Genomic DNA, 13,485 nt, shown 5'->3' on the forward strand with positions numbered 1-13,485 from the left:
CACAATCATTTCTTATGAGTTCCCAAAATCCATGTTCCCATTTTACCCTATTTTTCTCATTCTGCCTACTGCTATTTTTCATACAATAATGAGGTCGCAATCCACGACCTCATCACCTTCATTTAAACATAAATCAATTCCTTGAGAATAATCTCTTCTGCAATTGCTTTGTGCTGATTGGCAGCTCTTACCCATGCCATCTGATCTTTCTCTTTATCCGGCAATGGTTCTTTTTCTTCTAACTGTTTCAGTATTACCTCTTCCCGTTCTCTGGCTGCCTTGTCTCAGTTTATCTGAGTAAGTTTCGGTAGATCTGTTCGTCAAGTTCCTTAAAAACATTAAATATCACCTCAATTCTACTTCCTGTTTCAGCCTTATAATCTTTTACCGTTTGTACTGCGATTTCTGCCGCCTCCTCATTAGGGAACATAAATACCCCCGTAGAAATACAGCAGAATTCCATCCCTGCTCAAAGATGCGAGCCCTTGCATATTATAATTCCAGTCATCCGGCAGGCTCAGCATCAGAGACAACAATCCCTTTGCCTTTAATGACAGGCTCTTGTTTTTAAAATGCTGGTTACTCATTACTGTATAATTTTTTGTTCGCTCCACACGAAAAATCTGTGACATTATCTCTCACTTCCTTTCTGCAAAAAGAAAAAGACGCAAGTCATATTTTTTATGACTCACGCCTGTCTTTATATCTACTCCATTAACCAATAAAGTTTCTATTCTTTGTCTGGTTGTGCAGCTTCCATTGCCTGATATTCCCTTTTTAACTCTTTCAGTAATTCTTCTTCTGAAGGAAGATATAATTTATATTTTGAAGCAAAAACCTGTGTTTCACCTTCTGGCAATGTATATCGTACAACTGCATCACTCTTATCTGCACATAACACAATTCCAATCGGCGGATTATCTCCTTCGTTCATCAATTCTCGTTCATAATAATGCACATACATTTGCATCTGTCCTAAATCCTGATGTGTCAAATCACCAATCTTCAAGTCAATAAGCACAAAACATTTTAAAATATAATTGTAAAAAACAAGATCTATTCTAAAATGGCGTCCATCAAACGTAATTCTTTTTTGCCTGGCAACAAAAGAAAATCCTCGTCCTAATTCCAATAAAAACTTTTGTAAATGTGTAATAAGAGCCTGTTCCAAGTCACTTTCATAAAACTCATCATTCGGAGACAATCCAAGGAATTCCAGCACATATGGATCACGAATAATATCCTCCGGTGTTTTTCCCTGTTCTAATCTTTGAATCTCCTGTGCAACATTTTCTTTATTTTTACTGGAAAGCAGTCTTTCATAAAAGAACGTGTTGATCTGCCTTTCCAGTTGCCGCGTACTCCATTGAGACTTTACTGCTTCTTCCATGTAAAACTGTCGTGCATTTTCATTTTCCACACGCATTAAAAGTCGATAATGCGTCCAGCTCAATTCGCTACGCAGTGCGTAGCTATTTGGGAACGTCAGATAAAACTGCCTCATATTTTTCAGATTTGCCACCGTAAAACCTTTTCCAAAATCCCGTGTCATCTGATTCGACAGTTCCTTGAGCAATCCTGTTCCATATTCTGCACGTTCTTCTCCGTTTTGTTCTTCAACAATAGACTTTCCAATCTGCCAGTAAGCTTCCACCATGGCAAAGTTGGCAGTCTGATAAACTTTATTTCTTGCATCTGAAAGTATTTTCTTAATTTCTCCATAAAACGCTTTATTCATCAGAAAGCCCTCCTTCCTGTTAACAGTGATAATATTGCAATTTTTCAATCCAAAATTACAAACTGATATTTCTATTTTACCCTTTTTAGACCGTTCTGCCTACTGCAATTTTATATTCCATACAACAATGAGGTCGCATTCCACGACCTCATCACATTCATTTAAACATAGATCAATTCTTTCAAGATAATCTCTGCGTAAAAATCCATATTTACCAAGTTGTTCCATCTGCTCATGAACCTCTGCTAATCAATTATATACATACCTTAAAATCGTTTTTATAACTTCATCAATCACAATCGGCTTCGACAAATGTGCGTTCATTCCTGCATCCAGTGATGCCTGAACATCTTCTGCAAATGAATTAGCTGTCATTGCTATAATAGGAATGTTTTTTCCATCCGGTCTGTCATTCATTGCCCTGATTGCTTTTGCCGCTTCATAACCATTCATTTCAGGCATCATGATATCCATCAGGATTACATCAAATGTGCCTTCTGGATGATTTCTGAAAATCTCAACAGCATTCTTTCCATCCACAGCTCTTTCTACATTCATCCCGAACTCTTCCAACTGCACGGCAGCAATCTCTGCATTCAGTTCATTATCCTCCGCAAGAAGGACATTCACACCTGTAAGATTTACCTTTTCAGAAATACCTGTGTCTGCCTTATTACATTCCTTATCTGTAATTTCCAAAGGAATATCCACAGTAAATGTGGTTCCCTCATGCTTTTTACTCTGCACAGAAATGGTTCCACCCATCATATCTACATACTTCTTTACGATAGCCATCCCCAGTCCAACTCCATGGTACTGCGTTCTCACATCGGAATCTTCCTGTGCAAATTCCTCAAAAACTTCTTTTGTAAATTCCTCACTCATGCCAATACCAGTATCCGAAATGCGGTAACGCATATTTATATATCCATCCCCGCCCTTTTCCAGACACCGGGCTTCAAAGGTAATCGTCCCTCCATCCGGAGTGAATTTCGCGGCATTGCTCAGAATATTGACCAGCACATCACGCAGGCGTGCAGGATCCGCAAGTACATTTGGAATCTTTGCTTCTTCACGCTGAATCTTAAAGTTGATATCCCTGTTCGTAAGAAAGCCTTTTGTAATATCCAATGCAGAATCTGTAATGTTTTTCACATCCGCCGGTACCGGATTGTATTTCACTTTTCCACTTTCGATGCGGGTCAGATCTAATACATCATTGAGCAGCGACAGTAAATGCTCTGAGCTTTCGTCAATCTTTTCCAGACAATTTTTCACTTCGTCTGACGGATTGTTTTTCATTGCAATACCGGTAAATCCTATGATTGCATTCATCGGTGTCCTCATATCATGGGACATATGCGACAGAAATGCTGTTTTTGCCTTGTCTGCAGCCTGTGCATGCTCTGCCAGTTCCGCCATTTCCTCAGCTTTCTCCTGGGCCGCCTTCTGAGCTTTTTTTCTTGCACTGAGACGCACCATTGTCCCAGCCATAGCAGTCAGCAGCCATCCAAAAATAAGAAGAACCCAAACAGTAACAACAGGATGCAGACGTATCCAGTCAACAAATGTAAGCTCTGTTGCTTTGTGTGTAGTATACTGTGCTGCAAGATCTTCAACAAGATTTTGGGGCATGGCATACATTGCTTTCGTCAGAATACCAGCCAGCGCATGGTTCTCAGTTGATGAAATTACCATGCGGTAGGTGAATGTAGGCTGTTCCAGCAGAGTATATGTCATGGTGCCCGTAGTGTCACTGTTCACAAACGCCTGTGCCATGTAATAGTAGACGAAGGCAGCATCTGCTTTACCCTCACGGACAGCTTCCATCATTTCCTGTCGGGTACTGCACATCAGTTTTTCTGCACCGGGTGCCATTGCATCTTCAATTGAATTTGATGCTGTCTGGTCAACAGTAGCAACAACATTAATTTTTCCATCAAAGTCACGCCGTGTCACCCTTGCCAGCTGCATCGTAATGAAAGGTGCAGTAATCCCCCATTTTTTCGTCTCAGCATAGTTATCTGTTTCCAGGCGTGCATCGATGCTCATATCTGTGGTTTCCGTATTTTTCTGATAAGCAATATACTCATCTCTGGTAGCAGGTGTAAGAAACTCATAGGAAATCCCGGCATAGTCTGCAATTTTCCGGAAGTAATCCGGGATAATACCCTTCATCTCACCATTTTCATTATAAGAATATGGATAACGGGTCGGATCACACAGAACATGAAGCGGGTTGTCCTTGGAATACTGTGAAATAATACTTTTTTCTTTCTCCGTATATTCCAGATTCTTAGTTTCTATGCTTTCATAATTTTTATTGTAAAGCGTCGTTTTCCAGTCACCCTCAACCGCATTCATCTGATCGATCGCATAATTGATCTCATTCAGCAATTCTGTATTGCCCTTTTTAACAATGATATAGAAATCGCTGCTGCCAAATTTCTCCACGATTCGCTCATTGTTTGTTTTTCTCAGAGAACTGGTAACAATCGCATCAACTTTTTCGCTCTGAAGGGCTTCATCCATTTCTGTGGTCGTATCAAAATAAGATGGAACATATGTAAATCCTTTGTTGTCTGCAAAATCCGCAAACTCTTCATTCCGGGTGTTTCCGTTCAAAAGCGCCACACGCATACCGTTGTAAGTGCTGTAATTGCCGTCCACAATCGTGCTGTTGTCACTGCGGACGGTCAGAATCCCATTATTGGTTCCGATCGGACGTGAAAAATCAAACTTTTCTTCTCTGTCCGGTGTTTTGCGGGGAGATGTTACCATATCAATCTCGCCATCTTCAAGCATCTGCTGCATATCATCCCAGCTCTTATCATATCCAACATATTCGTAATCTACATCCCAATAACGGGCCATCAGCCGAAGAAAATCATAACCATACCCACTGCGGTTGCCTTCTTCATCCATCACATGATAACCATCCATGGCAAAAAAACCGACTTTGACAGTTTCATGCTGCGAACTGTCCTCGGCTGCATATGCAGTCTGGGGAGAAAATATCATACACACGCATACAAAAGCCAGTAACACTGCCGCATCAATATCCATTTGTCACTGTTCCGTGACCTGCGGTTCGGTACCCCCCCCCGCCGGATTTTATGCTTCTGATCGTCTTTTCCAGTACCCTCATCTCAACCGGTTTGGAAACATGTGCATTCATACCGGCTGCCAGGGAATGTTGAATATCCTCCGAAAATGCATTGGCGGTCATGGCAATGATCGGAATCTTCTTTGCCAGCTCATGGGAACTTCTGCGGATTGCCCGCGTCGCCTCATAGCCATTCATAACAGGCATCTGCACATCCATCAGAATCATGTCATAATCACCTGGAGCAGACTGTTCAAATGCTTCCAAAATCTCTTCGCCATTTTCACAAATGGTACATTCCGCACCTTCAATCTTTAATAGTTCTATCAGGATCTCCGCGTTCAGCTCATTATCCTCTGCACACAGGAATTTCATTCCCTGAAGGATATTACCATCCTGCTCATCTGTTTCTTCTTGTGCTGCCAGAGCAGCCGTTCTATCCTCTGCAATTTTCAGATCCAGGAGAACCTCAAAACAGCTTCCCTGTCCCAGTTCACTCTCCACATCAATGCTGCCTCCCATTGCCTCAACCAGGTTCTTAGTAATAGCCATTCCAAGTCCGGTTCCCTGTATTTTGTTTGTAAGGGAACTTTCCGCACGGGTAAACGCATCAAAAATTGTATCCTTGAAATCTGCCGACATTCCCAATCCATTATCGCTAACTAAGAAACGGTACTTTGCATAGACAGATGACTTTGTCTCACATTCTTCTACAAAGAACTGAATTTCCCCACCTTCCTGGGTATACTTCATCGCATTGGAAAGCAGGTTGCTGAAAATCTGCATCAGGTGAACCTGATCCCCATTCACCCACTCATGACGGATGTTTTCTTTTATAATTGTAAGTGCCTGCTTCTTTTCATATATTTGAGAATGAAATATAGTGTCAAGTTCCTGTACAAGATCCAGAATAGAAAAGTCAGAATACTTGAAGACTGTTTTTCCTGCCTCAATCTTGCTCATATCCAGAACGTCATTGATAATTCCCAACAGATGCTGTGATGAAATATCTATTTTATCTGCATACTCTATAACTTTTGCTTTATTACCTGCATCATGTCTGATCAAAGATGTGATACCAATGATTGCATTCATAGGAGTACGAATATCATGTGACATATTAGACAGGAAATCCGTTTTCGCCTTATTTGCATTTTCAGCTGTCTGTAAAGCCTCTGTTGCAACGTTCTTTGCCTTTTTCAGTTTTTGATTGACTACTTCCATTTCCTTCATTGTTTGTAAATGAAGTTCATTATTTCTTTTTTCATATTCTGCTTTTTGATCTGCAAGACTAAGTCTGGAAATACTGTAGAATAATTCGGCAAAAAGTAAAAATACAAAACCTGCCATGAGTATTGTTGTAAACAACACCGTTTTCTGGTAATCCCTCAGCACATTGTCAACAACTCCCCTTGCCACAATGCATACCAAAATAGTGTTGTTGCTTTCTATCGGGCAATACCCCAGATAATAGGGGTTCTGTTTTCCCAAAAGTGCAACTCCGGATTCTCTGTTATCAAACTTCTTTTTGAACAAATCAGCCTCTTCTTCTGTAATAGCCTGTTCCCCTTTTAAATGTTTTAACAAAGAATAATTACGCAGGTATTTATCTCCACTCTGGTTCGTATACGTAATATTTCCGTCATTATCCAGCATGAACAAATATGCTTTCCCATGATAACCTTTCAATTTTAACATGGAATCCAGTTTCGAATGATCATACACAGTTCCAATTGCCGTATAAATTTCTCCATTGATAGTGTATTCCTGACATGGAATCGCAACCAGATAACCGTCTTTTTTCTTCTGATCATAATCAAGACGCACCAATTTTCCAATATTGTACCCGTTCTTTAAGTCCAGCAGAAGTTTACTTGGCATATCAATCCGCATTTTTGTTCCACCTGCTGATATTGCCTGACCATTTTCCTGAAGGAATATAAGTGTACTTTCCGATTCTTTTTCCCATGCTTCAAAGAAACTTTTGTTCGTATCCGTTTCAAGAGACAGTTCTCTCTCTTGAAGTAAAAATTCCTCAGCCAACTGCAGCTGGCTGTAGTACCCACTCACCTGAAGATCATAGGTCTGCTGTATCTGTTCAACAACAGCTCCCATACTGCTTTTTCCATTTTCGCTAATATACTTGCCAGACTTACTTATCAGATACTTGATGCAAGCTAAGCTTAAAAGAATAATAAGTAGTATAAGCAATAGCCTTGTTATTTTTTTTCTTTTAGTTACCGTTTGTTCTATCTCCACTTTTACTGTTCAACCTCTATATAGTCTTCCGGTGCTGACGGCTGCTGTCCTTTTGACATTGCTTCGATCCATGCACTTGATAATGTTGTATCTTTAAGCTGCTCAATCTCACATTTCGGATTTATTTTTTTCAAAACAGACATTGTGGTGTCTGTAAGAAGAATAGAGTATTCCTTTTCTTTGTCTATTTTCTTATCATTAACTGTTAAGTCCTTTAACGAAAATCCACTTTCCTCTTGACTGACGATAATTTTCATACCGGATGCAATTGGTAATTCGTATTTATTGGTTACGTAAAAATTCTCATCCGCATCGGCGAGATAATTTTCCACGAGTTCATAAACCTGTTTACCATTGATTTTTGCAACATATAATGCTGTATCTGAACTCTTCGCTGTCATCATGCCAACCCGGCTGCTGGTGCATTCTCCTTTGTACATAGAAGAAGTGAAATAATAATATGGTGCCAGAGCCAGCTGTGCATCATTTTCTTCTCTGATCGTAGTTAAAATGGAAGCTGCTGCATCACGGCCATTTCTATCGTTCAGTGAAATGGAATATTCATTTTCAAAATTCACCATTGCTTTTTCTTCTGGATCTTTACGATTCATTACACTGCGCAAAGTATCATAAGCCTGTGTTTCATCCATTTCCCCTGACAGTAATCCGTGAACAGCCTCAAGACTTGCATCAAATGATTTTTGAGCGGAATATCGGATATAAACAGCATTATTTTTAATTTCATCTTCCAGTCCAGGCACATCCTGCATCATGGTTGGAACATCTGTATTCAACGAAATAACGCCGCTTCCATCCGCAATCAGCTTTTGCCCCTCTTCTGAAATCATACAATCCAGCACATCCAGTGCAGTATCCAGTTTCTCCCGGTCTTTTTCCAGGTTTTTGTTAAATGCAATGTTTAATGACGGAGTCATGTACACATAGGATTCATCCGATATCTGTGAAAAGTAAGGAATACGGATCAGCTCCGCATCCATCTGTTTCTGCACCTGCTGCATAACCGTCGGATGTCCATGAAACATTGCTGATTTTCCCTCGACAAACATCTGGATTCCTGTATTGATGTCAATATTGATATCTTCTTTGCCAAAATGCGAATCCTTAAGAAACTGACTGGTTTCTGAAAAAATACGTTTCCATAAGGTATCATCAAACTTTACTTCATCCGCTGCAGTCTCTGCACCATTTCGCCATTCAATACCATCCAGGCTTGTAAACTCACCGATTGCCGCCGCCTGAATGATTTCATTATTAGACCAGTCTTCACCAAGATCCATGGAATACGGTTTTATGCCATTATCATAAAACTGCTGACAGGCCTGTACATATTCCTCATAATTTTCCGGAATCTTAATTCCATACTGATCAAACAGTGTTTTGTTGGCAATGATCGTCTGCGGAATACCACAGATTGGCAGCCACTGGATTTCATCCTCCGCATTCTTATAATATTGCACCGCATAGGAATAATACTTAGAAACAACATCATAAGAAGCAAAATCCATAAGATAAGGCTGTAAGTCCTGTGCATCTGTTCCGGAAAATCGACGTACTGTTATGATATCCGGTAATTCATCATGTTCTTTAAAATAACTGTATAAATCGGTATCATTGTTACCAATAATAAATTCAATATCCTGATCAGGAAACTGTTCATGGATATAGGGTGCAATATTTTTCATCAAACGATTTTCCCACAGATAAACGGTAAGATGATCATCGTTTTTAGATACTTCTTTCTTTGACTGTCCACATCCAGACAAAACAGCAGTTGCTACAAGTACACCTGACACCACTGTTATCAGACAACGTTTTGCCTTTTTCATACTTTTGTTTTCCTCATTCTTTCCTGATAAAGTCATTATTGTTACGTCTGTGAAATAACACCGTAAAAAAACACTGTCAGACAGACAGTGCACCTCATTTTATGCAACTGGCTGCCATTTTACAGGCCCTGTAGCTTTGCGTCCCAGACTTTCATCTGGTTTGCCGATTTCCTTATTATAGATATAGCTTTTAAACTTATGCAAAAAAACTGGTTTTATTATACTATAGCGCTCTACTGTACACAAGAAAAACATTACTGTTTTAACGCCTGAAAACAAAAAAAGAACAGCCGCTATATATACTCGAACTGTTCTTCTACTTCCGAAGTCCACGAAGCATTGGCATCACTGTTTCCTGCTCATTTGTACTCAGATTGTTCCATATCCCTAGAACTTCTTTCTGTTTTTCTGTCAGATTCTCTGAATTACCTTCCTGAAAAAACTGCGATAATCTATATACGCAATGCTTTGTGCACTTTCTACGATTTCACATGTATCAGCAAATAAATCGCCTGTTTCATGATAGGCAACCATATTTCTATTTAATTTTGGACTCAGTGAATCCAAAGTTGTCTTTTCTTTTTCAGAATGTTTCATCAGCGCAACCTCCCTTTTCGATGATTATTGCGACAGTGTCGCAACTTTTCCATTTTGAAATTCCAGATTGACATCTCAAAAAATTTCTTTAAGTCTATAAAGTCTATATTCTAATTTTACCCCAACTCTCTCATTCTGCCTACCGGATTTATAGGTGAGATTTGGAATCAGATATCCATTCACATTTGTATAAGTCATAGCAGTGGACATTCGCAATCCGCTTCGCTACTTGCTCATGAACGCAGTCACTTCGTAGCCTGCGTTCATATTATTAGCACTCTCCATTTCTTATCATTTTTTGACCACAAATTTACGACATTTACGACAAATCTGACACTGCTTTACAATACCAGACAAAATGATCGATACCCCGGAAATCCTGTAAAACAGGCACTTCCGGGATACACAAGACAGGACAAAAATCGACTTCCATTATCAAGAAGTGAGTGCATACGGTCTGATTCTTCCCTGTGTTCCATCAGGTTACCAGATCAGCATTCCGATGTGGTAAAACACACAGGAAAGAATCAGTGAAAACACAAGATAATATAATACCGGCAAAGCAATCCATTTTTTTGAATGATTCTCCCGGAAGGTTACTGCAACCGTCATTGTACATGGCACATTAAATACAATTGCCATAATAAATCCCAGTGCCTGTGGTTTGTTGATTACCTGTGGAAGAAGCTGTGCCATGCCCTCTGTCATGCCTATGGATTTGGCATTGAATGCCGCTGATACCACATCAGAATTATTATAGAGTGCATTAATCACTCCCAACAAGGATTCCTTTGTTACCATGGAAGAAAGATATGCCATAAACATCTGCCATGTCATTCCAAAGAACTCTGTTACCGGAGAGATCAGTTGTCCAAACGCCGCAAAAATACTTATATTTCCAAACCAGCTGTAGGAAAGCAGGTAAAAAACAACTGACACGAGAAAGATCACACGAAAAGCACGAACAAAAATATCCTTCGCTTTTGTAAGCGTCATCCGCACAATATGTCCCCATTTGGGTTTATGATAAGGTGGAAGTTCCATAATAATACCATGCTCATCCTCTTCCCTGATCAACTGTCTGCCAAAAATCTTTGAGGCAAGGAACATGGAACCAAGCGTAATCCCCAACATAAACAGCAGCACCAGAAAGCTGCCCAGCGGTCCGAAGAAAATGGACGCCAGCATCGGTGCCAGGGACAGGGTGGACCCACATGGGATGCTCCATACCAGAATCATGGTCAGGAACCTCTGACCGGTACTGTCAATTACACGGCTTCCTGCAACTCCTGCCATATTGCAGCCAAGACTCATCAGGAACGAGCACACGCTTTTTCCCTGGAGTCCCAGTCTTTCCATGGCTTTATTAAACACTACCGAGATACGTGCCATGTACCCGACATCTTCAATCAATGCGAATATAAACGTAACGCCAAGCACAAACCCGGCCATGGCAATGGTAAACGCCAGCACATTTGGCAGAACCACGCATACAAGCTCTGCAAGAGGTTTCCACACGCCAAATAGATTCATCAGCTTTTCCAAAAGCGGTGTCAGTCCGCCAGGAATCGCAAAACCAAGTACCATGATCGGTGAAGCGATCAGCATTGCTCCTGTCATGCCAGCAAGGATTATACCAAAAGCAATCCATTTACCGGAATGCCTGCCAAGTGCTTTCCGGTCAAACCGCTCAAGTCCTGATTTTACCTTCGTCTTTTTGACAGCCCCATCCAACAGCATATCAATGAAGTCATATTTATGCCTGCCTGACCGCATCAGATTTTTGTCTTCCTTCTCAAAAGCCAGAATTGCCTGCTTCTCTCTTGTATATATGCCCGTTCCCTTTTCCCTTGCGATCATTTCCGTGAAAGGAATAGATGAATCTCCGGCATAACGTTCCATCAGCAGGGATTGTTCCATCATCCGAGGATTTTTCAGTGCTTCCGCAATCTGCTCTTTGAGATTTCCATATCCCCTGTTCTCAGCAGCCACGAACCCGATCACAGGAATCCCGAGCTTTTCCTGAAGTATCCCGGTATGAATCTCTATTCCTTTCTGCTCTGCAACATCCATCATATTCAGGATTAGCAGAACCGGTAGTTTAATACCGATAAAATCTGCTACCATGTAAAGAGAACGCTCCAACTGGGAACTGTCTACAAGAATCGTCACAAGATCTGCTTCACCGGATTTTATGTAATCTGTCGTGATGACTTCCTCATCCGAACCGGCTGATAAACTGTAGCTTCCCGGCAGGTCTACTACCCGGTATGTTTCTCCCTCAAACCGGAAGGTTCCTTCCTTATGTTCTACTGTCTTTCCCGGCCAGTTTCCTACATGCTGATGGGAGCCTGTCAGTCCATTGAACACGGAGGATTTACCGGAATTTGGCTGTCCCAGCAACGCAATCGTTTTTTCTTTCATTCTCCTGCCTCCTCCACTTCAATTTTTTTACAGTCTTTCTCGCTTAATGCAATGACAGAATCCCGGCAATAAAATAATACCGGCTGCCCTTTTTCATTTTGCACTATCTGAAGCAGGGCTCCTTCTGCGAGTCCCACTCCGATCAGTCTGGAGAGCAGATGACGGTTTCCCGAAATAGCATTTACTTTTACCTTATTCCCCACTGTTACTTCTGATAATCTCATTTTCCTCCTCCTTTTCATCATCACTGTAGCGTTTATGAATCAGATGATACCCTATACTTTTACGCCTGTAAGTTCGTTATTTCTAACTCTTGTATAAAGTTTACGGTATATAAGAAAATAAATCTATACCAGTTCCGGCAAAAAAGGTCTGTTTAGCATTTTCTTGTTTTTGTTTCTGTGAATTACTTTCATTCTTTGCTATAATACTTTTAAAAGATAAATGACTGCAATAATTTGGAATAGCAGGACATGATTCTGCCTGCGGGCATAAAGATAAGGAGATGACCTGATCTATGAAAAAAGATAATTTAGCTTTTAACGAAGATATCCAGATGTTCTTACAGGGCAAAAAAGAGCAGATAGAGATTTATCAGGAGATGCTGGACGGATATATGGCACTTACCTATTATTCCGTTCTTCCGGGAATCCACATTGCCTTCAATGATATCCACACTACTACAGTCCCCGTATCAGGAGGCTTATCCTTCGAGCATTCACTGATTGTGAATTTTTGTCTTGAAGGGCGCTGCGAATTTCATTTATCCGAAGACAATTACAGCTACATAGATAAAAATCATATGAGCGTCAGCACCCGAATGGTTCAGGATTCCTTTTATTATCCATCCGGTTTCTATCAGGGCTGGGAGATTTATGCCCTGCCGGATACCTTCACCGATGAAACCAGGCAGACACTGAAACTGTTCGCCATCAATTTTGAACAGCTTTACAATCTGTATGGAAAAGATGTTTCCTGTATCACATCCGAACCATTTCTTACCCTATGGAAAATGCTGGATCAGAACCGTCAGGTTTATTCTGTTGGAAATATCCGGTTGCTGTGTCTGCAGATTCTTTTACATCTGACAGATCAAAGGCTTCTGATGCAAAGCCCACAGCCATTTCTTACCCGTACACAGGCTGCACTTGCTAAAAAAGCACAGGAAATTCTTCTCAAAGATCTCAGCCGTCATATTTCGGCAGCCAGCATAGCTGCTTCCCTGGGTGTCAGTGAAACAAGTCTCAAAAATTATTTCCGTTCTGTCTATGGTATGAATCTTTCCACATATTTGAACCATAAGCGTATGGAACTGGCTGCAAAATTACTTTCAGAATCTGACCAGAATATTTCAGACATAGCAAAAGTCTGTGGATATGCAAATCAGGGACGGTTTGCGAAGGTTTTTAAAGATTTCTATCACATGAAGCCATTGGATTATCGAAGAAATGAACATCTCCCGTAAGACTGTTCCATTATTTCTCCCTAGACTTTCCCAATCCCATCCGCTAAAT

At 40.7% G+C, this 13,485-nt stretch carries 8 protein-coding genes, 4 pseudogenes and 1 riboswitch; of the genes and pseudogenes, 1 reads left to right on the plus strand and 11 read right to left on the minus strand.

What is annotated here, in order from left to right:
* Positions 1–122 precede the first annotated feature (122 nt).
* From H8716_RS03675 to H8716_RS03720, 11 genes and pseudogenes are all read right to left on the minus strand, one after another.
* A pseudogene (locus tag H8716_RS03675) lies at positions 123–284 on the minus strand (TnpV protein); the annotation flags it as partial.
* A gap of 5 nt (positions 285–289) precedes the next feature.
* Positions 290–457, minus strand: a pseudogene (locus tag H8716_RS18025) (protein-ADP-ribose hydrolase); the annotation flags it as partial.
* A pseudogene (locus H8716_RS03685) lies at positions 456–632 on the minus strand (helix-turn-helix domain-containing protein); the annotation flags it as partial. The pseudogenes H8716_RS03685 and H8716_RS18025, both read right to left, overlap by 2 nt.
* Positions 633–730: 98 nt before the next feature.
* Positions 731–1,738, minus strand: a complete 1,008-nt coding sequence (locus H8716_RS03690; RefSeq protein ID WP_249307150.1) for a PDDEXK nuclease domain-containing protein — start codon at positions 1,736–1,738, stop codon at positions 731–733.
* 249 nt (positions 1,739–1,987) lie between these two features.
* Positions 1,988–4,804, minus strand: a complete 2,817-nt coding sequence (locus H8716_RS03695) for a transporter substrate-binding domain-containing protein (protein ID WP_249307151.1) — start codon at positions 4,802–4,804, stop codon at positions 1,988–1,990.
* Positions 4,794–6,959 carry an ATP-binding protein gene (locus H8716_RS03700; protein ID WP_249307152.1) on the minus strand — a complete coding sequence of 722 codons (2,166 nt, stop codon included), beginning with the start codon at positions 6,957–6,959 and terminating at the stop codon, positions 4,794–4,796. The genes H8716_RS03695 and H8716_RS03700 overlap by 11 nt, the downstream gene beginning before the upstream one ends.
* Positions 6,960–7,105: 146 nt before the next feature.
* Positions 7,106–8,950 (minus strand): ABC transporter substrate-binding protein, encoded by a 1,845-nt coding sequence (locus H8716_RS03705; RefSeq protein ID WP_249307153.1) that lies wholly within the window; start codon positions 8,948–8,950, stop codon positions 7,106–7,108.
* Positions 8,951–9,049: 99 nt separating this feature from the next.
* A riboswitch (cyclic di-GMP riboswitch) is annotated at positions 9,050–9,125 on the minus strand.
* Positions 9,126–9,361: 236 nt separating this feature from the next.
* On the minus strand, positions 9,362–9,547 hold the full coding sequence (locus H8716_RS03710; protein WP_249307154.1) for a hypothetical protein: 186 nt from the start codon (positions 9,545–9,547) through the stop codon (positions 9,362–9,364).
* Between the two features lie 120 nt (positions 9,548–9,667).
* Positions 9,668–9,745 (minus strand): annotated as a pseudogene (locus H8716_RS17815) (TnpV protein); the annotation flags it as partial.
* Positions 9,746–10,030: 285 nt separating this feature from the next.
* Complete coding sequence (gene feoB, locus H8716_RS03715; protein WP_249307155.1) at positions 10,031–11,971, minus strand: ferrous iron transport protein B; 1,941 nt, start codon at positions 11,969–11,971, stop codon at positions 10,031–10,033.
* Positions 11,968–12,195: a FeoA family protein gene (locus H8716_RS03720; protein WP_249307156.1), complete on the minus strand. Its 228-nt coding sequence runs from the start codon at positions 12,193–12,195 to the stop codon at positions 11,968–11,970. The genes feoB and H8716_RS03720 overlap by 4 nt, the downstream gene beginning before the upstream one ends.
* A 293-nt stretch (positions 12,196–12,488) precedes the next feature.
* Here H8716_RS03720 and H8716_RS03725 point away from each other — a divergent pair, with 293 nt between their 5' ends.
* Positions 12,489–13,436 (plus strand): helix-turn-helix domain-containing protein, encoded by a 948-nt coding sequence (locus tag H8716_RS03725; RefSeq protein ID WP_249307157.1) that lies wholly within the window; start codon positions 12,489–12,491, stop codon positions 13,434–13,436.
* The last annotated feature ends 49 nt before the right edge of the window (positions 13,437–13,485 follow it).

Source organism: Jingyaoa shaoxingensis (assembly GCF_014385005.1).
GTDB classification, from domain to species: Bacteria; Bacillota; Clostridia; order Lachnospirales; family Lachnospiraceae; genus Marvinbryantia; species Marvinbryantia shaoxingensis.